We start from the raw sequence: 21,289 nt of genomic DNA on the forward strand, positions 1-21,289 counted from the left end.
CACAGTGATAAGCCATATTTTTTTGCCTCTTCGGATTATTGTAGTAGGGCGATAATTTGATTCGCAAGTTCAATCCCAATTCTGTCTTGCGCTTCTGATGTTGCAGCACCAATATGTGGGGTTAATGAAATTTGCGGATGCATTAATATTTTTATTTCCGGATTGGGCTCTGACTCGAAAACATCTAAACCGGCAAAAGAAACTTTTCCGTTTTCTAGTGCATCTATCAAAGCAACTTCATCTATTGTTCCACCCCGCGCAGCATTTATAATACCAACACCATTTTTCATTTTGCCGAAGTCATCTTTATCAAGGACATAATTTTTTTGAGCTGGAACATGAATTGAAATAAAATCTGAATTTTTAATCAATTCATCAAAACTGCTTTTTTGAAGTTGAAATTCAATTTTTTGGCCATCATAGAAACTTAAAGATATAAGGTGTTCTTCTATTTGGTGGTCAGTAAATATGACTTTCATACCAATGCCCAAGGCAATTTTAGCGGTCGCTTGTCCTATTCTGCCGAAGCCTATGATTCCGATTGTTTTGCCACGTAATTCAGAGCCATTTGCGTAAGCCTTTTTTAATTGTTTGAACTTACTATCTCCTTCCAGTGGCATGTTGCGATTGGAATCATATAAAAAGCGAACACCGCCATACAAATGTGCAAAAACAAGCTCTGCAACAGATTCAGAAGAAGCGGCTGGTGTATTAATTACATGAATATCTTTTGACTTCGCATAATCAACATCAATATTGTCCATACCAACTCCACCGCGACCTATAAGTTTTAGTGATGGGCAAGTATCAATCAATTTTTTGCGTACTTCTGTGGCGCTTCTAACCAAAAGAGCAGTAATTTTATGCTCATTTATAAAATTGCTTAATTGTTCTTGAGCTACTGTCGTGGTTAAAACTTCAAAACCCTCAGCTTCTAAATGCTTTATCCCGGTTTGGGAAATACCGTCGTTTGCTAGTACTTTCATTTTTACCCTTTACGTTCTAGTTCGCTCATAATATCAACTAAGGTCCCAACACTTTCTAATGATAGTGCATTGTACATTGAAGCCCGGTAGCCACCTACAGAACGGTGGCCGTTAATTCCATTAATGCCTGCTTCTTTGCATTGATTATCAAAAGTCTCTTTCAAGGTTTCGTCTGTAATATTAAAAGTGGCATTCATATTAGAACGATCTTCTTTGGCAGCAAAACCTGAGAAGACAGGGTTTAATTCAATCTCAGAATATATAAGATTGGCTTTTTGTTCATTAATTTTTTCAATTGCGGGTATTCCACCCAAGTCTTTGAGCCATTGCATGGTTAGCATTGAAACATAAACTGGAAATACTGGTGGAGTATTGAACATGCTATCCTTGCTAATATGTGTTTTATAATCGAGCATTGACGGAATCTTTCTTGATACTTTACCTAGTATATCATCTTTAACAACAACTAATGTGGTACCGGCCGGCCCCATATTTTTTTGGGCACCTGCATAGATCAAATCAAATTGAGAAAAGTCAAGTTGGCGCGAAAAAATATCAGAACTCATATCACAAACCAAAGGGCAATCTGTTTTAGGAAATTCCTTGATTTGGGTTCCAAAAATAGTGTTGTTGGAAGTCAAATGTAAATAGTCTAATCCTTTTGGAATTTCATATCCTTTCGGAATAAAATTGAAGTTTTTCTCTTGAGAAGAAGCAACTTCGATAATGTCACCAAATAATCTGGCTTCCTTTATAGCTTTTAAACTCCATGTTCCAGTATTAATGTATCCGGCTTTAGTTTCAAGCAGATTATAAGCTGTGGCTAAAAACTGCATACTAGCTCCTCCTTGCAAAAAAAGTGCTGTATATTCTTTGTTCTCTAAACTAAGTAATTCTAAGGCTAGTGAACGTGCATTTTCCATGATTTCTACAAAAGCAGCACTGCGGTGAGATATTTCTATTAATGATAAACCACTACCATCAAGTTCTATAACAGCTTCGGCAGCTTTTTTCATTACTTCTTTTGGTAAAATACAAGGACCAGCACTAAAATTATGTTTTTTCATTTAGCTATCAATTTCGTTAGGATGTTTGTTGATTAATCAAGAGACAAAGGTCTTAAAAATTAAGGAAACCAAAATAACTCTTGGTTTAATTATAAATTCAGTAAAAATTGAATGGTATCGACGCTATCAGCATAGTCAGTTAGGTCAGGAGTTTGGGTAGTCCCAAATGGAATGCTATTAGAAACAGCAGAATTACCAACAATACACTGTAGTTCAGAAGCTTCACTTTTAAGCCGCATATTTAATGAATCCATAGTGTCATAATATTCATAATACAAAGTGCCAATTGGCGAAGCATAGCTTTTATCTTCTTTAAGTAGAAGAAAATTATTGTCGAGAATTTTAAATTCTGACATTAAAAAAACAGCTTTATTATAATCGTAGTTGTTGGCGTACTTGTGGTTGTTTGCTACGTCTTGAAATTCAAAAATTGCTTCAAAAAAATGTTTTAGTTCAAAATTTTTGGGAATAAAAATTTTAGAAACACTTCTGCAGCCTAAACCAAAATATTGAAAAACATCATTACCGAGTAACTTGAGCTCTTCAATTGATTCATTGCCCGTTAACACCGCAATGGAATTTCTATTTCGCCGTATGATATTTGGGTATTTTCCAAAGTAATAATCAAAGTAACGACTGGTATTATTGCTACCCGTTGCGATAACAGCATCAAATCTTTCAAGTTTTTCTTGAGTCAAATGTATTTTTTTCTTCAATAGCGGTTCAGTATCTAAAAGGTAGGTTACTAGAAAAGGTAGTAAAACCGCATCATTAGATGATAACTTTACAATTACACGATTTCCAGTTATTAAAACGGCTAAAAAATCGTGGAATCCTACTAATGGAATATTACCCGCCATGATAATGGCAATGGTTTTATTATTGAAGTCTTTTGAGATATGATATGGAGACAGCCAAGCTTCAAGATTGATTTTGGTTAAAAGGGTACCCCAAGAATTTAGAGCTTCCAGCACATTGTTTTTTGTAAACCATCCATTTTGTTGTCCAGCCTTGATGATAGCTTTTTCTAAAGCTTTTGACCAATGATGATTTTGTGAAACAGAATCTTCACAAAATTCTCTTAAAAAACTACCTAGTTTGGTAAAAGCTCCTAAAATATTTGGTTGTACCTCCATTATATTTGTAAAGTAATCCTTTGGGGTTTATTTTTGCGTAAAAATAGCAATGCTAGCGAAGTTTGGCATAAAAAAAGAAAAATATGGCGATTATAATTACGGATGAATGCATTAATTGTGGTGCTTGTGAACCAGAATGTCCTAATACCGCCATTTATGAAGGCGCAGATGAATGGCGCTATAGTGATGGAACCTCTTTGAAAGGATCTGTAGTTTTACCTGACGGTAAAGCTGTAGATGCGGATGAAGTACAAGAGCCGTTAAGTGACGAAGTATATTATATTTCACCTGATAAATGCACGGAGTGTATGGGTTTTCATGAAGAACCTCAGTGCGCTGCAGTTTGCCCGGTTGATTGCTGCGTTCCTGATGAAGATAGAGTTGAAACTGAAGAAGCACTTTTAGGGAAGCAAAAGTTTATGCATCCTGAAGGATAAACACCACTAGATATTCACTGGTTTTGTCTTTTTAGAATAGACCACTACCTATTAATTTCAATAACCCAGATATAACTCAAAATGGTTGTTTCAATTTTGAGCTTATCATCTTATTACAATAAAATGAAAGAAGAAAAAGAATACAGTGGAATTTGGAAAGACTTTGGGTGTATTCTATCCGCCATTGCTATTATTGGAATTTTGGCTCTTATAGCTACCTTAATTTACCAATTTGTTAGTGGGGCTTAAAATTCTTTTAATTCAAAAAAAACGCTGCCTTTAAAACATTTTTTGTGTTATGTAATCCTTGCCTTGGTAGAATAATTCTAATTCTTGCTCAATTTCATTTTTTCTAATCGGTTTGCAAAGTATTTTTTGAACAAGTCTATGGTATAAGGTTTCTCGGGCTATATTGTCTCCAATACGTGAACTTACTATAAATACACACAACTGAGATTTTTTCAATCTAAGTTCTGAGATTATATTTAAGAAATTTAATCCATCTAAAATTGGCATCTCTATATCAAGAAGTAAAAGCACTCTTTTTTCATCAATTAAATCAATAATTAAACTTTTTAAAGCGTCAATTGAGCTATTAGAATTGATAATTTTTTCACTCACTCCTAATTGCTTTATAATTTCGGAATGAATAAATCGCGCAGTTGTACTATCATCAACAATATAGGTAATATCAAAAAATGGAACACTCATGACCAGTTGAATCTATGTTATAACTAACAACTTAAGTGTATTAATTATTATATAAAACCATATGAAAATATGTTAAAATTCATTTCAAATTTTTAGTAGAGCTTTGATTTTAAGAACTAATTATTAGTTAACCTTATATAACATATGGTTGTGTTTTAAAAAAGAACAACTTTAAATGAATGAAAAACACTATTTCATTAATGAATATTTTATCCTTAATGCCCTTTATAATTTCTACTGTTTTCTTGGATGTATAAACTATATTTGCAGCCTTAAAACTAGAAGATGAAAGCTGGAATCGTAGGATTGCCTAATGTTGGTAAATCAACTCTTTTTAACTGCCTGTCTAATGCGAAAGCCCAAAGCGCAAACTTTCCTTTTTGTACCATTGAGCCAAATATTGGTGTAGTTAATGTACCTGATGAAAGATTAGAGAAACTAGAATCTTTAGTTAATCCAGAAAAGGTCATACCTGCTACTGTAGAAATAGTTGATATAGCAGGTTTGGTAAAAGGAGCTAGTAAAGGTGAGGGGCTTGGAAACCAATTTCTTGGAAATATTCGTGAAACCGATGCTATTCTGCATGTTTTAAGGTGTTTTGATAATGATAATATCGTACATGTTGATGGTTCTGTTGATCCTATTAGAGATAAAGAAACCATAGATATGGAGCTCCAATTGAAAGACTTAGAAAGCGTTGAAAAGAAGTTAGAAAAAGTAAAAAGAGCGGCAAGAACAGGAAATAAAGAAGCGCAAAAAGAAGAAGCAATTTTAGCAGCTTTAAAAGAAGGCTTAGAAGCAGGCAAATCTGTTAGAGCTATTGAGGTTAGTGATGATGATAAAACCGAATTTGTAAAGCCCTTGCAGCTAATTACCGACAAGCCAGTAATGTATGTTTGTAATGTAGATGAAGATGGTGCTGTTCAAGGGAATGCATATGTTGAAAAGGTAAAAACTGCTGTAGCAAATGAAAATGCTGAAGTTATCTTTTTGGCTGTTGGAACAGAGGCCGATATCACAGAACTAGAGACTTTTGATGAACGACAGATGTTTTTAGAAGATTTAGGGCTTTCAGAACCGGGCTCAGGTAAATTAATTCGTGGTGCATATAAGCTCTTAGATTTAGAAACTTATTTTACCGCAGGAGAAAAAGAAGTTCGTGCTTGGACCATTCCCGTTGGAGCCACTGCTCCGCAAGCGGCAGGAGTAATTCATACAGATTTTGAAAAAGGCTTTATTCGTGCCGAGGTTATTGGTTACAATGATTATGTGTCATTCGGCAGTGAAGCAAAAGTTAAAGAAGCGGGTAAAATGAGAGTGGAAGGTAAGGAGTATATCGTTAAAGATGGCGACGTAATGCACTTTAGATTTAATGTTTAAAAAGACATCTTAATAGTTCCTAACACCTTTTGTTGATTACTTTCCTAGGCTGGCATTTTGATTTTTCCTCCTAAATTCTATATTAGCGAGGATAATCCCGTTTTTAATGGAAAACACCAAATATACCGAAGATAACATCCGTTCCCTCGATTGGAAAGAGCATATTCGTATGCGTCCGGGTATGTATATTGGTAAACTCGGGGATGGGTCATCAGCTGACGATGGTATTTATATTCTTTTAAAAGAAGTCATAGATAACTGTATTGATGAATTTGTAATGGGTGCCGGTAAGACCATTGAAATCGTCATAAAAGACAGTGAAGTAAGAGTTCGTGATTATGGACGTGGAATTCCTTTAGGTAAAGTGGTTGATGTGGTCTCCAAAATGAATACCGGAGGAAAGTATGACTCAAGAGCGTTTAAAAAATCTGTTGGTTTAAATGGAGTAGGTACCAAAGCAGTAAATGCCCTTTCCAATTATTTTAGGGTAGAATCCATTCGTGATGGCAAATCAAAAGCCGCTGAATTCAAGGCGGGAATTTTGGTTAATGAAGAGTTGATTGATTCAACCAAACGAAAGGGCACGCAAGTAAGCTTTGTTCCTGATGAAGCCATTTTTAAAAAATTTAAATATCGGAATGAGTACGTAGAGCGAATGCTGAAAAATTACGTTTATCTCAACCCGGGGCTGACTATTGTTTTTAACGGGGAAAAGTTTCATTCAGAAAATGGATTGAAAGACCTTCTTGAAGATAATAATAATCAAGATGACTTTCTTTATCCAATCATTCATCTGAAAGGCGATGACATTGAAGTAGCTATAACACATAGTAAAACGCAATATAGTGAGGAATATCACTCTTTTGTAAATGGCCAGCATACTACTCAGGGTGGAACCCATCAAGCCGCTTTTCGTGAAGCTATCGTAAAAACTGTTCGAGAGCATTACGGGAAGAACTACGATGCGTCTGATATAAGAAAATCAATTATTTCTGCCATTGCCATTAAAGTAATGGAGCCAGTTTTCGAAAGTCAAACCAAAACCAAATTAGGCTCAACAGATATGGGTGGTAATTTACCAACCGTTCGAACCTATATCAATGATTTTATCGGCAGGTATTTGGATAATCATTTGCATAAAAACCCAACGGTTGCCGAAAGTTTGCAAAAGAAGATAGTTCAAGCAGAAAAAGAACGAAAAGAATTATCGGGAATTAGAAAACTAGCGAGGGATAGGGCCAAAAAGGCAAGTTTACATAATAAAAAGCTACGTGACTGTCGTGTTCATCTTCAAGACATGAAGAAGGATAGGAGATTAGAAAGTACACTCTTTATAACTGAGGGTGATTCTGCATCAGGTTCAATTACAAAATCACGTGATGTAAATACTCAGGCGGTATTTAGTCTTAGGGGTAAGCCTTTGAATTCGTACGGAATGTCGAAGAAGATTGTATACGAGAACGAAGAATTCAATTTGTTGCAAGCTGCATTGAATATTGAAGATTCAATGGAGGATTTGCGGTACAACAACATTGTAATAGCGACGGATGCCGATGTAGATGGTATGCATATTCGTTTGTTGCTAATCACTTTCTTTTTACAATTTTTCCCTGAATTGATTAAAGAAAACCATTTATATATTCTTCAAACACCTTTGTTTAGAGTTAGAAATAAAAAGGAGACTATTTATTGCTATAGCGATGAAGAAAGACGGAATGCAATTGAAAAATTAACTGGTAAACCAGAAATTACTCGATTTAAAGGTTTAGGTGAAATATCTCCAGACGAGTTTCAGCATTTTATTGGCGATGATATTCGATTAGAACCAGTAATGCTTGATAAAGCGATGTCTATTGAAGAATTATTAAAATTCTACATGGGGAAGAACACCCCAGATAGACAAAAATTTATAATTCAAAACCTTAAAGTAGAACTTGATTTAGTTGAATAAAATTAACTTTAAATCAAATAGATAAGATTACGTTAGCACATGGAAGAAAATGAAGAATTGACAGAAGGCTTTCCTAATGAAGAAGAGGCTTCTGATGATGCGCTGACCCGGGTAACCGGCATGTATAAAGATTGGTTTTTAGATTACGCTTCTTATGTAATTTTAGAAAGAGCAGTTCCTGCAATTGAGGATGGTTTTAAACCAGTACAACGCAGGATTATGCATTCTCTGAAAGAATTGGATGACGGGCGATATAATAAAGTTGCTAATGTGGTGGGTCATACCATGCAATACCACCCGCATGGTGATGCAAGTATTGCTGATGCAATGGTTCAAATAGGTCAAAAAGACCTTTTGATTGATACTCAAGGTAACTGGGGGAACATATTAACAGGGGATAGAGCTGCAGCTTCTAGATATATTGAGGCAAGGCTATCGAAATTTGCTCTTGATGTTATTTTTAGCCCAAAAATTACCGAATGGCAATTATCTTATGATGGAAGAAAGAAGGAACCGGTAAACCTTCCGGTTAAATTTCCACTACTTTTAGCACAAGGTGCTGAAGGTATTGCAGTTGGGTTATCAACCAAAGTACTAGCTCATAATTTTAATGAGCTTATTGATGCCTCAATAAAACATTTAAAAGGAAAAGGATTTAAGCTTTTTCCTGACTTTCCTACATCGGGTATTATAGATGTTACCAATTACAATGATGGATTAAGAGGGGGTAAAATTCGAGTTAGAGCTCGAATAGAAACTTTTGACAAGAATACCCTTGTAATTAAAGAGATACCATATGGAACCAATACCTCTTCTTTAATAGATTCTATTCTTAAAGCCAATGATAAAGGCAAGATAAAAATCAAAAAAATTGAAGATAATACAGCTGCCAATGTTGAAATTTTAGTACATCTTCCTTCTGGAATATCTCCTGACAAGACGATTGATGCTTTATATGCATTTACGGCTTGTGAATCATCTATTTCACCTTTGGGTTGCATTATCGAAGACAATAAGCCCATTTTTATGGGTATGACAGAAATGCTCCGAAGGTCTACTGATAATACAGTTGAACTTTTGAAAGCCGAACTAGAAATTCAACTAAATGAACTTCAAGAACAGTGGCATTTTGCGTCTTTAGAACGAATTTTTATTGAAAATCGAATTTATCGAGAAATAGAGGAGGAGGAAACATGGGAAGGTGTTATTGCTGCAATCGACAAAGGCTTGAAGCCGCATATTAAACATTTAAAAAGAGCGGTCACAGAAGAGGATATAACGCGTTTGACAGAAATTCGAATTAAAAGAATTTCAAAATTTGATTTAGATAAGGCAAAACAACACCTAGAAAGTCTTGAAGAACGTATAGCTGAGACTAAAAATTACTTAGCTAATCTTGTTGATTTTGCAATTAAATATTTTCAAGAACTAAAGAAAAAATACGGCAAAGGGAGAGAGCGAAAATCCGAAATTCGCATTTTTGATGATATAGAAGCTACAAAAGTAGTTATACGTAATACAAAGCTTTATGTGAACCGCGAAGAGGGTTTTGTTGGAACCTCGTTACGCCGTGATGAATACATCACGGATTGCAGTGATATTGATGATATTATCATATTCACCAAAAAAGGTGAAATGATGGTAACAAAAGTGGATTCTAAAACCTTTATCGATAAAAATATTATTCACGTAGCTGTTTTCAAGAAGAAAGACAAGCGCACGACATTCAACATGATTTATAAAGATGGACGAGGTGGGCCAAGCTACATTAAACGTTTTAATGTAACTAGTATCACTAGAGATAAATTATACCCGCTAACAGCTGGTAAAGCGAGCTCAGATGTTTTGTATTTTAGCGCTAACCCAAATGGCGAGGCAGAGGTGGTCACAATTCATTTAAGGCAATCTGGGAGCATCAAAAAATTAAAATGGGATGTTGATTTCGCTGATGTTTTAATTAAAGGTCGAGGCTCCAAGGGGAACATAGTCACAAAATACGCAGTAAAACGAATAGAATTAAAAGAAAAAGGGTTGTCGACACTAAAGCCCCGTAAGATATGGTTTGATGATGTTGTTCAGCGACTCAATGTAGATGATAGAGGGGAACTATTGGGTGAATTTAGACCTGATGATATGCTATTGGTCGCTAACCAGAAAGGTATTGTGAAAACAATCACTCCTGATTTAAACAGTCGTTTTGATGATGATATGATTGTCTTAGAAAAATGGAAGCCAAAAAAGCCTATTTCAGCTATATATTTTGACGGTGAAAAAGAGCGCTACTACATCAAGAGGTTTTTAATAGAAAATACTAGTAAAGAAGAATTGATTATAACTGAACATCCTAAGTCACAATTAGAATTACTATCCACTGATTGGAGGCCAGTGGTTGAATTAGAGTTTAGTAAGCCTAGGGGTAAGGATGCTAAACCTAATCAGACAGTCTCTGTGGAGGATTTTATCGCTATTAAAGGTATTAAAGCACTAGGTAATCAGTTGACTTCAGAAAAATTAAAGAATGTAAATACTTTAGAATCTCTTCCTTATGAAGAAGTTCAAGAGCAACCTGCAAATGAGATTGAGGTAGTCATTGAAGAAGAAAAGCCTTTAGATGAAAAAAAGGACGGAGATGATGACCAGCAACCCACACTATTTTAAAAATCAATGTTTTTAATAACTCTTTTGTTTAGCAAATTTTGCTATTTATAGTCCGATAGGTATTAAATATTGAACAGGTTGTGTATGGCTAATGAACATCGTTATATTTGAACAAAATTTAAAAATTTATGGATTTCACTAATCCTTTAGTGTACGGAGGGCCTTGTTTTATCATCTTTATTTTACTGGAATTAACCTATAGCAAGAATCATGAAGAGCATCATGATTTATATGATTGGAAAGATCTATTTGCTAGTGGCTTTATGGGCTTAGGTTCAGCTGTGCTCGCAGCCTTATTAAAAGTGGTTTCGGCAATAGTGATTTTCACCTTTGTGTACGATATCTTCAATCCGATGGTTGACGGTGTGCGCACACATATTTTGGGTTATAAATCCTTTGGATATGCCTGGTATATATGGCTTTTGTGTCAATTAGCAGATGACTTTACTTATTATTGGTTTCATAGAGCAAATCATGAAATTAGGATACTTTGGGCCGCTCACATTGTGCATCATTCTTCTGATAATTTTAATTTAGGTACTGCAGTTCGTAATGGTTGGTTTACACTACTTTATAAACCGTTGTTTTATATGTGGATGCCAGCTTTAGGTTTTTCACCAGAGATGGTTGTTTTTTGCCTGGGTATAGAAGCATTGTGGCAATTTCAATTGCATACCGTGTTACTTCCTAAACTAGGAATATTTGAAAAGTTCATGAATACGCACACGATGCATCAAGTACACCATGCTCAGAACATTGAGTATCTAGACAAAAACCACGGTGGTTTCCTAAATATATTTGACAAACTATTTGGCACATGGCTACCTTTAGATGACAGTATTGATGTTAAGTATGGTGTTATTCATGCACCTAATTCTAATAATCCGATAGTTATTCTAACTCATGAGTTTAAAGATATTTGGAATGATATGAAAAAGTCTCCCAAGCTTTCGCATAAGCTTATGTATGTCTTTGGACCTCCAGGGTGGAGCCACGACGGCAGTACGATGACCGTAAAGCAACAGCAGGCTTTGTTTGAGAAACAAAGAAAGGACAACCCTAAAATGGCTTTTAGTAGACCTAATTGATAAATGAGTCTTCAGAAACAAATAATAAAAAAGCCTGCGTGATTGCAGGCTTTTTTTATCGCTAATTTTTAGTTTTATAATTCCTCTGCGATTTCTTCTTTCGGTTTTTTATTTTTTCTCATGCGCATATCTAAAAACTCTACCATTAATGAGAATGCAATTGAAAAGTAAAGGTATCCTTTTGGAATGGTGCCAACTTCATTTCCAAATACAACTAAATGCGACAAATGTGCTGCTTCAGCAATTAGCATAAAACCTATAAGTATTAAAAATGAAAGACCTAAAACTTGTATGGATGGATGTTTACCAACAAACTCACCAACAGGATTAGCAAATAGCATCATTATAATTACAGATATTACAACAGCAACAATCATTAATATTAATGCATCGTTTGGATTTGGTGAAATACCGTTTGTCATACCTATTGCGGTCAATATTGAGTCAAAAGAGAAAACAATATTTATTATAGTAATCTGAACTATAGCATTTGTCAAAGATTTTGATTGGCCCTTTTTAACTTCGCGTTCGTCATGCCCTCTATCTTCAACTTTTTCGTGAATCTCCTTGGTGCTTTTATAAAGCAGAAAAAGACCGCCTAAGAATAGTATTAATGCCTGCCAACTGATACCGCCGTGAAACCAACTCTCGTTAAAGACAATGAATGGTTTTTTTAAAGAGGTTAGCCACGTAATACCGAATAATAAAACAATACGCATACCCATAGCTAAAACTAAACCCAGGTTGGTCGCTTTTTTACGGTCTTTTTTCTCTAGCTTGCCTGCTGCAATAGAAATAAAAATGATGTTATCAATACCTAAGACAATCTCTAAGAATGTCAGGGTTAAAAGGGCAATCCACGCATCTGGACTAGCAAATATTTCGAACATGGTTAGTGTTTTTTAATTGCGGTTCCTCTAAGTTTTTTAGCATCACCTACAGTGTTAAATTCAAATGTATAAGAACTATTCGTTGTTGTCAAAATTTTTATGTGAATTGGCTTTTCTTCTGCTCTACTTTTTGGGTTGATTCTTTTTAAAATGTATTCACAATCATTAATCCACTTTACAGTCGATGAATCTTGCCTGCCTTTAAAGTAATCCACTTCAATATCATTAGTTCGCTCAAAAGTAGTAGTCACCTCATCTCCATCAACTGTTGTTGTAAATTCAAAAGTTCCTGTTTTGAAATCCACACAATTTCTTTGGGGTGGGTTTTTGCATGAAAAAATGAATGTTATTGTCAAAATTCCCAAGTAAATTCTTTTCATCTAGGCAAAATAAGGAATAAGATGCGTAATTAAAACCTATTCTGAAGGATTATAAGATTCAAAAGTTCCATCTTCATAAAAGACCATTACTTGTCGAACTTTTTTCTTGACATTATCTAAATCTTTGTTTTTTGTGATTTCAGTTTTTGGCAGGGCAGAGGGTGCTTTATCTTGATTTGGCAGAAAAGCTCCTTTTCCATTTAATAGCCAATAAAGATTTACTTCAGGAAATTTAGAGATTACTTTAAGAATAAAATCAAGACTAGGTTTATTTCGTCCAGACATTAAATGAGACATACTCGATCTAGGTACGCCAATTTGATCCGCAAATTGAGAAGAGCTCAAGCTAAAATGCTGTAAAAGTTGCTGTAACCGCTCGATAATATCACTACTCACAATTGTAAATTTTACGATATCAAAAATAGTATTTTGAAATTTAAAATCTAAAAATTAATTCTTGATAAGATACTTTAGTTATAAAGTAATACTTTATTTAAAATAATTTAAAATATTGATATTAAATAATTTAAATAAAATTTTATAAATTTGTTTACGATCGTAAATTTTATAAACTATTTTACTTTTAATTTGATGACAATTGTGATAATTACAATCGAGTTTTAGATTAAATAGAATGTTTTTTCACTAAAAGATTCTTTAAACAATGGAAGCTTTTTCGAGTATTTACCAACGAATCTGTTTAAAATTTACCATTAGAGAACTAAATAGTTAAAAGACACTATTTTCTTACATAATTTTCAAAAAAAGCAGGATTACTTTATACATTATGTTATTATTCCTTAATTTTGTTGAAAATAATTCTATTATGAGTAAGGTAAAGTTAGATGAGATTGATCATCAGATTTTAGATATGTTAATTGACAATACCAGAACACCATTCACTGATATTGCCAAAAAGCTTTTAATTTCGGCAGGTACCGTTCACGTTCGAGTGAAGAAAATGGAAGAGGCTGGTATTATAAAAGGTTCGTCTTTAACTCTTGATTATGTAAAACTGGGCTATTCTTTTATAGCTTACGTTGGAATCTTTTTAGAAAAAACTCACCAAACAAAGTTTGTTTTGCAGCGTTTAACTGAAATACCTTACGTTACAGTGGCTCACATTACTACGGGCAAGTTTAATATCTTTTGTAAGATTAGAGCTAAAGATACTACACATGCTAAGAATATCATTTTTAAAATTGATGATATAGAGGGTATCAGCAGAACTGAAACAATGATTTCATTAGAAGAAAGCATCAATGATAAAAAACGTTTGATGCATACCATTTTTAACGAACTCTAAAGAGGAGATTTGTTATGCGGGCTTCTGAGTTACCTGAAAGTGAATATCATCCTTATTACAAGCCTTATATAGATGCCTTAGGTGAAGACGATTTGTTTTTGTCTTTATCTAATGGTCTTCTTGTTATGGAAAATTTTATTAATCAATTACCGGAAGGTAAACTTGATTTTTCTTATGGTCCTGATAAATGGACCATTGCTGAAGTGCTAATACATCTTATCGATACAGAGCGTATTTTTCAATACCGGGCATTACGGTTTTATCGAAACGATAAAATGGAATTATGCGGTTTCGACCAAGACGAATACGTTATCGAATGTGAAGCTGCAGGTAAATCAAAAAACCAAATACTTCAAGAATATAGTACTGTTAGAAAAGCCACGATTGCCTTATTTCAGTCCTTTAATAAAGATGCGCTCAATCGCATGGGCAAAGCTAGTGGCACTCCAATGAGTGTGCGAGCTCTTGGTTTAATGATTAGTGGTCATCAAAAACATCACTTCAAAATAATTGAAGAGCGTTATTTAGTATAGTTGGTCTTTACAAGAATTAGGACTCAAAATCATTATCTATATTCTCGTCGATTTCTTTTTCTAAAATTTCCTTTTCTGGAGAATTTCTGAGCTCTTTCTCAATAGTTTCTTCAAAATTTGAAATGAAATTAGAAAGGCTTTTACTTATTTTTACTAGATAGATGGTGTCATTAGTTTTAACCTCTACAGCCTCAACTAATTCGCCTCCTGGTTTTTTTAGAACAATGATGTCGTCATCACCATAACCATGAGGGTATAAATCAATTAATAAGGCAGCTGTTGCGTGGTCTAATCGCTTGTAATCAACAATAATTCGTTTCATCGTAGGTTTTTTATGGTTTACCTACCTAAACTAAATATTTTTGCTGCTTTACAATTTAAAGAGTTGTCAATGTTAGAAATTAGTATATGAAACTTTTATTCTTTGTAGTAAGCGAATGCTTCTTTGAATAATTCTACAGGTACTTTTATATCAACTATAGCAGAACCAATCTGTTCTAGTAAGACGAAATTAATATTACCGTGTGAGTTTTTCTTATCATGTTTCAACAAATCAATGATAATTCCAATGTCTTCTTGAGTAAAATTCACTTTAGGATAATTAGATAAGAATACTTTCTTTATTTCATCTAACTCAATTTTTGACATTCCGGTTAACTTATGCGAAAGATATCCTTCTAAAATCATTCCAATAGCAATTGCCTCGCCGTGTAACAAAGTATCTTTGATGGGGTGTTCTAAATAATAAGACTCTATGGCATGACCTAAAGTATGACCATAGTTTAACTTTTTTCGAATGTTTTGTTCCGTAGGATCTTTTTCAACGATGTTATTCTTAATTTCTACGGATTTTTGAATATGATTATGATAATCACTTTCATTCAAGCTAATAAGCTCATTCCAGTAGTCTCTATCAGCAATCAGCCCATGCTTAAGCATTTCTGCAAACCCGCTTTTAAGTTGTCTTGGCTCTAGGGTAACTAAAAGCTCAGTAAAAATGAGAACCATTTTAGGCTGATTAATAACTCCAACCTGATTCTTTAAAGCACCTAAGTCTACTCCTGTTTTACCGCCGACAGAGGCATCTACCATAGCTAAAAGTGAAGTTGGAATATTGATAAAATCAATACCTCGTTTAAATGTGGATGCCACAAAACCGCCTAAATCAGTAACCACGCCACCACCTAAATTTAATAGCATACTTTTTCGGTCACCACCCATATTGGATAGGGCATTCCAAACGGTAACACAAGTCTCTATAGTTTTATATACTTCTCCTGCTTTAATGATAATGGGTGTTTCAGCCGAGCTACCATGTATATCTGAGAAAAAGTCTAAGCAGTGTTCATTCGTATTTTCATCTACAAGTATAAATATCTTTGAATATTGATTTTGAGCCAAATATTGTTGCAGTGCCGCTTTGGCTAAATCGCCAAAATGTATTTCATGTGCCTTGCTCGTAACTGAATCCATAAATATAAATATGATACAAAATAAACATATATTTTAATGAGCAGCATCTTGTCATGCACCTTATCTTTGTTTCTTTGAGAATATCGTAATTATGAACTCTATTTTTGAGGATACTTCAACCGCTTTTAAACTTAAAAGTGACTCTGAGCTTGAAAGAGCTTATTTTTTATTCAAATTAATTGCCAATCAGCCTCTGGTTAAAATAGGCACCGCTGTCACCAACTTTGCTATTAACGCTAAATTACCTGTAGAAGGATTAATACGAGCAACGGTTTTTGATCATTTCTGTGGTGGGGTTAATGAACAAGATTGTTTACCTATTATCGACAAAATGTTTGAAGCAAAAGTATGTTCTATTCTTGATTACTCTGTGGAAGGCAAGCAGATTGAAAATCAACTAGACAGCGCATTATCTAAAATTTTGGGCGTGCTTGATTTTGTAAAAGAAAAAGATGCGATTCCTTTCGCAGTTTTTAAACCATCTGCCTTTGGTAGATTTGAACTTTTTGAAAAGGTGAGTTCAAACCAAGAACTGATGCAGCTCGAAAAGGAGGAATGGTCACGTGTGATAAACCGTTATGATAAAGTATGTAAAAAGGCTTACGATTTAGATGTTGCTTTGTTGATTGATGCAGAAGAAAGTTGGATTCAAGATGCAGCCGATGAATTAGCTTATGAAATGATGCGCAAGTATAACAAAGTAAAACCTGTTGTTTTCAATACAGCGCAAATGTATAGATGGGATAGACTTAACTATCTTGAGAAAATTTCAGGACTTGCTAAAAAAGAAGGCTTTAAAGTTGGAATTAAAGTGGTTCGTGGTGCCTACATGGAGAAAGAGAATGATAGAGCTGATGAGATGGGTTATAAAAGGCCCATTTGTGAAACTAAGAATGCTACAGATGTAAATTTTGATGAGGCCGTAGTTTATATGCTTGATAATTTAGACGTATTCACTATTTTTTCTGGTACTCATAACGAAATGAGTTGTTATAAACTCATGGACCAAATGAAACAAAGACAGATTCCTAATAACAGCGATAGTATTTGGTTTGGTCAACTTTTTGGAATGAGCGATCATATTAGTTTTAACTTAGCATCAAAAGGTTATAATGTATCTAAATATCTTCCCTACGGCCCTGTAAGAGATGTAATGCCATATTTAATAAGAAGGGCAGAGGAAAATACCTCTGTGGCTGGTCAAACGTCAAGGGAGTTAGATTTATTAAAACGAGAAAAAGTTAGACGAAAAATTTAATAGATTTCCACCACTTTAACTTCATTTGGACAGTTTTCAACTTTTATAGTCTGCTCTCCGTTTTCAATAAAGTATAATTTGCATGGTGTTGCCTTCGTATCGCTTTTGCCAAAGTCGATACTACCGTCTTTAAAAAAAGACCTCCACATGATAGAATCTTTATCAAAAATGGGCACAACATTATCAGAATAAGAGATAGGTTTTGACCTTAAATCTTTTAAAACTCTACAATTGGGGAAATAACAGAATTCAGAACCAGTTTCTTCAGATTTTTTCTTTAGAAAAAATGTTAGAAAGACAATACCAATTGAAAGTCCAACTAAATACCAGCCCAAGCGTTTTAAAAATGCCATTTAAAAAATAAGAAAGTTAATATCGTTGTAAGATAGACCAAACCAATCACCTACAGATTTATTAGTTAAAATACCGTGGTACATGTATAATCCGTTTCGTAGTCCTTTATCAAATCTTAGCGAGTTTTCAAGACCGCCATCTTCGCCTATTTTCAATAAATAAGGTGTAAAAATATTACTAATAGATATGGAAGACGTTCTAGGATATCTAGACGGAATATTAGGGACGCCATAATGAATTACGCCATATTTTTCAACGGTTGGTTTTTTATGATTGGTCACTTCAGAGGTTTCAAAACAACCACCCATATCAATACTAACATCAATAATAACCGCGCCTTTTTTCATATGTTCAACCATAGTCTTAGAAACGATTACGGGTGAACGGTCTTTACCTCTTGTTGCTCCAATTGCAACATCACAGCGTTTTAAAGACTTTAATAGGTTTTTAGGTTGAATGGTAGAGGTATATACCGTTTGGTTTAGGTTGGTTTGAATAGTTCTGAGCTTGGTAAGGGAATTATCAAAAATCTTAACATTAGCGCCTAAACCTAACGCTGATCTTGCTGCAAACTCACCAACAGTACCGGCACCAATTATAACTACTTCAGCAGGCGGTACACCAGTAATATTACCAAACATTAGACCATTACCTTGATTGGTCGTGGCCATTAATTCTGCCGCGATAAGAATTGATGAAATACCTGCAATTTCGCTTAAAGACCTAACAGCAGGAAATTTTCCATCTTCATCTCTTATATATTCAAAGGCAATAGCAGTAACTCGTTTTTGAGCTAATTGCTCAAAATACTTTTTTGATTGTGTTTTTATCTGAAGAGCCGATATAATAATTGCTTGCGGATTCAATAATTCTATTTCGGCAAGGGTAGGGGGCTCTACTTTAAGTATCAAGGGACACGAGAATACTTTTTTAGTATCGTTGCATATTTGAGCACCAGCTTCGGTGTAGTCCTTGTCTGAGTAATTGGCTCCTTCACCAGCACCAGCTTCAATCATGACTTGATGTCCATTGGCCACAATAGCGTTAACCGCATCAGGGGTTAGACAAATTCGTTTTTCTTGATACTGATTTTCTTTAGGGATACCAATAAAGAGTTCTCCTTTTTGCTTTAATACCTCAAGCATTTCTTCTTGTGGTAATAATTGTTGTTTACTAAAAGGTGAAGAAGGTTGGTCCATGTAATGTAAAATTGAAACTATGTACTAGTCAATAAAACAAATTTACATTTTTTTCTCTAGGGTTTCTTTTCGTTGTTCAAGCTTCTCGCGCTCTTTTCTGAGCTCTTCTTTTGCTTTTAAAATATTGAGCTCTTCATCCATGGCCTCTAAATCAATACCATGAACGTGTTTGTCATAGAGTTTTAAACGAATGAAATAAACAAAAGGGATGACAACAATACAAATTGGTAGCAACCAAAGTACACTTTGAATATCTGCAAACTTGTCATTAGAAATATATGCTTCTATAATCTGAAAAGCATACATTAAAATTGGAATAATGATAATATGATACCACCAATGTTTACAGGTGAAAAACCAAATTATTAATAAATAAAATGGCACTAATTTGCCTAGTAAAAACCATCCGTGAGTTTCAATATCTGCAAAACCTCCTTTTCCAAGTTTAAACCAAAGAAATTTAAATGTTTCGACAGATTCGTCATTAGGTAAGTATTCATGACTTTTAAAAATAAAAGGAGACAGGATAATCATGAGAGCTATTAAGGACTCTATGATAATTCTTTTTTTGGCGAGTTCGTTAAATTTGGATTTTCCGTTCATTAACAAGCAATAGTTATTTGCATTAAACGAAAAAGGGGCAACATTAGTATGTCACCCCTTTCAAATCTTGGTAGTAAACTCGTTATTTCCTTCCAGGAATTTTAACTTTAGTTTTATCTACTCCAGTTTCTTGGGAGTCAATTGTAATAGTTGATACTGCAGTAGTAGCCAACATCACAACGGCCAAGATTCCAAAAATTACTTTCTTAGTGTTCATCGTACTAAAATTTTTGGGTTAATAAATGAATTCATTAATGACAAATGTAGGAAAAAATTAGAGCAATAATGCATTTCATCGGTAATACGTGCATTTTATCTGAATTTCACACCCTTTTGTCGGTTCTGAATCTTCTCGACTTGAATGTATGAAAAGAATGTTAGCAAATCATTTGTAAGAATTAATATTCGATGCGTCGGGTATTTTCATCGACAAAGTGTAGTTTAATATTCAAGCATTCTTTCGGGATAAGATTTGGTATTCGCTCAGGCCATTCTATAAAAGTGTAGATCTCTTGATTCAAGTACTCTTCAATACCAAAATCATAAACTTCCTCTTCATTTTCAATTCTGTAAAAATCAAAATGATAGGCTACAAGCTGCCCTTGAATGTCTTCATATTCATTGACCAACCCAAAAGTGGGGCTATGGCCAATATCTTTAACACCTAATTCCGCTAAAATTGCTTTAATAAGAGTTGTTTTGCCGGCACCCATTTCGCCAAAGAAGCATATTTTTTTCGAGCATTCAATCTTTAAAATCAATTGAGCTATATCGAAAATATCCTCTTGAGTATAGATTATTTCCACCAAATTACTATATTAGACTATATGAAAACAAGAAAATATAAAATACCTTTAATTAAAGAGATGGTTTTAGCTATTTTTTTATTCTTCTTGCCATTTATAATTTCTATTCATAAAATATTTAACGAAAATAAAACTTCTAGTATTGATTTTTTTGGTTTTAGCATAAATTTAGATTCATATTATTACTCAGATCAGGCTTTTGTATGGTTTGTTTTGATTGAATTGGTTCCACTAATTTATCTTATCATATTTTATCTCAAATCAAAACAGCATTATAAACTATTTTTATTGCCGACCATTTGGTGGATATGCGCTATAAATATTCGGTCTTATTCAAGGCTAATCTTTGAACTTGAAAGTCTATTTGTATTAAGTCTTGCTATTTCCTTTATTTCTCTTAGCCCTATTGTTTTTTTAGATAGAAAATTTTATTTCAAACTCTTTAAGTCAAAAAGTTTTAAAAAAATTAATTGGCTAAATACAAAAACACTTTGGTTAGTAGTTACTTTTGGCAGCGCTTGTTTTTCTAAGTTTGTTCCTAAACCAATGGGTGAGCTTTGGGATTTAGGTTTTATAAAAATAGGTAGTAGTGGTTTTCCGGAGGTTTGGATTCTTTTCTATTTAGTCGGACTTAAATTATCAATAGTAATTCCATTAACAATTTGGTTTTTTGAAGAACAGAATTGGTGGCGATATGCCTTATTGAGTCCTATTTTGGTAACCGCATTCCAACTTAATACTATTTTACAATCCGATTTAGAACAAATAGACGTTTATGAAATTTGGCAAATTTTACCGCTTTTAATGGTCGTTCTAATTTTGCTCATTGGACTATCAAAAAATGCACACAATGAATATCTTATTCAAGGTATATATAAGAAAACAACAAAAGCTATAGAAAATAAATTAATACAAAATAAAATAGAGGATTTCAAAGCACTTGAGCAAACAAAACAGTCTTTATTCAAATTTAAAAATAGTCCGAATATAGTTGAACTAACAGAGTTAGAAAAATTAAAGAATAGCCTAGAGCAACAACTAAAAAAGGTAAATAAAGTAAACTAAAATTTACA

At 33.9% G+C, this 21,289-nt stretch carries 24 protein-coding genes; 10 read left to right on the forward strand and 14 right to left on the reverse strand.

Annotated elements, in window-relative coordinates:
- Positions 1-35: 35 nt before the first annotated feature.
- From RM520_RS07195 to RM520_RS07205, 3 genes are all read right to left on the reverse strand, one after another.
- On the reverse strand, positions 36-986 hold the full coding sequence (locus RM520_RS07195; RefSeq protein ID WP_311387487.1) for a D-2-hydroxyacid dehydrogenase: 951 nt from the start codon (positions 984-986) through the stop codon (positions 36-38).
- A 2-nt stretch (positions 987-988) separates the two neighbouring features.
- A complete protein-coding gene (gene serC, locus RM520_RS07200; RefSeq protein WP_311387488.1) occupies positions 989-2,053 on the reverse strand; it encodes a 3-phosphoserine/phosphohydroxythreonine transaminase in 1,065 nt (354 codons plus the stop codon).
- A gap of 89 nt (positions 2,054-2,142) precedes the next feature.
- A complete protein-coding gene (locus RM520_RS07205; protein WP_311387489.1) occupies positions 2,143-3,189 on the reverse strand; it encodes an acyl-CoA reductase in 1,047 nt (348 codons plus the stop codon).
- Positions 3,190-3,272: 83 nt separating this feature from the next.
- On the opposite strand from RM520_RS07205, the gene RM520_RS07210 reads away from it, so the two are divergent.
- Both RM520_RS07210 and RM520_RS07215 read left to right on the forward strand, forming a co-directional pair.
- The gene (locus tag RM520_RS07210) at positions 3,273-3,626 is read left to right on the forward strand and encodes a 4Fe-4S dicluster domain-containing protein (protein WP_311387490.1); all 354 of its coding nucleotides are present in this window, start codon (positions 3,273-3,275) and stop codon (positions 3,624-3,626) included.
- Positions 3,627-3,707: 81 nt separating this feature from the next.
- Positions 3,708-3,875, forward strand: coding sequence for a hypothetical protein (locus tag RM520_RS07215; RefSeq protein WP_311387491.1), 168 nt, complete (start codon positions 3,708-3,710; stop codon positions 3,873-3,875).
- A 30-nt stretch (positions 3,876-3,905) separates the two neighbouring features.
- Here RM520_RS07215 and RM520_RS07220 read toward each other — a convergent pair whose 3' ends face one another.
- Positions 3,906-4,337, reverse strand: a complete 432-nt coding sequence (locus RM520_RS07220) for a response regulator (protein ID WP_311387492.1) — start codon at positions 4,335-4,337, stop codon at positions 3,906-3,908.
- A gap of 285 nt (positions 4,338-4,622) precedes the next feature.
- Between RM520_RS07220 and ychF the strand changes: the two genes are divergently transcribed.
- From ychF to RM520_RS07240, 4 genes are all read left to right on the forward strand, one after another.
- Entirely contained in the window at positions 4,623-5,717 is a 1,095-nt protein-coding gene (ychF, locus tag RM520_RS07225; RefSeq protein ID WP_311387493.1) for a redox-regulated ATPase YchF, read from the forward strand.
- A 106-nt stretch (positions 5,718-5,823) separates the two neighbouring features.
- Complete coding sequence (locus tag RM520_RS07230) at positions 5,824-7,668, forward strand: DNA topoisomerase IV subunit B (protein WP_311387494.1); 1,845 nt, start codon at positions 5,824-5,826, stop codon at positions 7,666-7,668.
- Positions 7,669-7,707: 39 nt separating this feature from the next.
- Positions 7,708-10,326 (forward strand): DNA gyrase/topoisomerase IV subunit A, encoded by a 2,619-nt coding sequence (locus RM520_RS07235; RefSeq protein ID WP_311387495.1) that lies wholly within the window; start codon positions 7,708-7,710, stop codon positions 10,324-10,326.
- A gap of 128 nt (positions 10,327-10,454) precedes the next feature.
- Positions 10,455-11,414 carry a sterol desaturase family protein gene (locus RM520_RS07240; RefSeq protein ID WP_311387496.1) on the forward strand — a complete coding sequence of 320 codons (960 nt, stop codon included), beginning with the start codon at positions 10,455-10,457 and terminating at the stop codon, positions 11,412-11,414.
- A gap of 74 nt (positions 11,415-11,488) precedes the next feature.
- Here the strand turns inward: RM520_RS07240 and RM520_RS07245 are convergent, their stop codons facing one another.
- The 3 genes from RM520_RS07245 to RM520_RS07255 form a co-directional block, all read right to left on the reverse strand.
- Positions 11,489-12,304 (reverse strand): TerC family protein, encoded by an 816-nt coding sequence (locus RM520_RS07245; protein WP_311387497.1) that lies wholly within the window; start codon positions 12,302-12,304, stop codon positions 11,489-11,491.
- Between the two features lie 2 nt (positions 12,305-12,306).
- Positions 12,307-12,609 (reverse strand): DNA topoisomerase IV, encoded by a 303-nt coding sequence (locus tag RM520_RS07250; RefSeq protein WP_311385059.1) that lies wholly within the window; start codon positions 12,607-12,609, stop codon positions 12,307-12,309.
- 111 nt (positions 12,610-12,720) lie between these two features.
- Positions 12,721-13,080, reverse strand: coding sequence for a helix-turn-helix domain-containing protein (locus RM520_RS07255; protein WP_311387498.1), 360 nt, complete (start codon positions 13,078-13,080; stop codon positions 12,721-12,723).
- A gap of 430 nt (positions 13,081-13,510) precedes the next feature.
- Here RM520_RS07255 and RM520_RS07260 point away from each other — a divergent pair, with 430 nt between their 5' ends.
- Positions 13,511-13,990, forward strand: a complete 480-nt coding sequence (locus tag RM520_RS07260; protein WP_311385061.1) for an Lrp/AsnC family transcriptional regulator — start codon at positions 13,511-13,513, stop codon at positions 13,988-13,990.
- Between the two features lie 14 nt (positions 13,991-14,004).
- Complete coding sequence (locus tag RM520_RS07265; RefSeq protein ID WP_311387499.1) at positions 14,005-14,523, forward strand: DinB family protein; 519 nt, start codon at positions 14,005-14,007, stop codon at positions 14,521-14,523.
- A 16-nt stretch (positions 14,524-14,539) separates the two neighbouring features.
- Here the strand turns inward: RM520_RS07265 and RM520_RS07270 are convergent, their stop codons facing one another.
- Complete coding sequence (locus RM520_RS07270) at positions 14,540-14,845, reverse strand: hypothetical protein (protein ID WP_311387500.1); 306 nt, start codon at positions 14,843-14,845, stop codon at positions 14,540-14,542.
- Positions 14,846-14,940: 95 nt separating this feature from the next.
- Entirely contained in the window at positions 14,941-15,996 is a 1,056-nt protein-coding gene (gene aroB / locus RM520_RS07275) for a 3-dehydroquinate synthase (protein WP_311387501.1), read from the reverse strand.
- 91 nt (positions 15,997-16,087) lie between these two features.
- Between aroB and RM520_RS07280 the strand changes: the two genes are divergently transcribed.
- Positions 16,088-17,254: a proline dehydrogenase family protein gene (locus tag RM520_RS07280; protein WP_311387502.1), complete on the forward strand. Its 1,167-nt coding sequence runs from the start codon at positions 16,088-16,090 to the stop codon at positions 17,252-17,254.
- Here RM520_RS07280 and RM520_RS07285 read toward each other — a convergent pair.
- The 5 genes from RM520_RS07285 to tsaE form a co-directional block, all read right to left on the reverse strand.
- Positions 17,251-17,607, reverse strand: coding sequence for a DUF4258 domain-containing protein (locus RM520_RS07285; protein ID WP_311387503.1), 357 nt, complete (start codon positions 17,605-17,607; stop codon positions 17,251-17,253). The genes RM520_RS07280 and RM520_RS07285 overlap by 4 nt on opposite strands.
- The gene (locus RM520_RS07290) at positions 17,608-18,807 is read right to left on the reverse strand and encodes an alanine dehydrogenase (protein WP_311387504.1); all 1,200 of its coding nucleotides are present in this window, start codon (positions 18,805-18,807) and stop codon (positions 17,608-17,610) included.
- Between the two features lie 42 nt (positions 18,808-18,849).
- Complete coding sequence (locus tag RM520_RS07295; protein ID WP_311387505.1) at positions 18,850-19,341, reverse strand: hypothetical protein; 492 nt, start codon at positions 19,339-19,341, stop codon at positions 18,850-18,852.
- Positions 19,342-19,492: 151 nt separating this feature from the next.
- Complete coding sequence (locus RM520_RS07300) at positions 19,493-19,627, reverse strand: hypothetical protein (RefSeq protein ID WP_311387506.1); 135 nt, start codon at positions 19,625-19,627, stop codon at positions 19,493-19,495.
- A gap of 181 nt (positions 19,628-19,808) precedes the next feature.
- Complete coding sequence (tsaE, locus tag RM520_RS07305) at positions 19,809-20,216, reverse strand: tRNA (adenosine(37)-N6)-threonylcarbamoyltransferase complex ATPase subunit type 1 TsaE (RefSeq protein ID WP_311387507.1); 408 nt, start codon at positions 20,214-20,216, stop codon at positions 19,809-19,811.
- A 21-nt stretch (positions 20,217-20,237) separates the two neighbouring features.
- On the opposite strand from tsaE, the gene RM520_RS07310 reads away from it, so the two are divergent.
- Complete coding sequence (locus RM520_RS07310) at positions 20,238-21,281, forward strand: hypothetical protein (protein WP_311387508.1); 1,044 nt, start codon at positions 20,238-20,240, stop codon at positions 21,279-21,281.
- Positions 21,282-21,289: the final 8 nt, after the last annotated feature.

The sequence above is a fragment of the Croceitalea vernalis genome, assembly GCF_031846405.1.
Lineage (GTDB): Bacteria > Bacteroidota > Bacteroidia > Flavobacteriales > Flavobacteriaceae > Croceitalea > Croceitalea vernalis.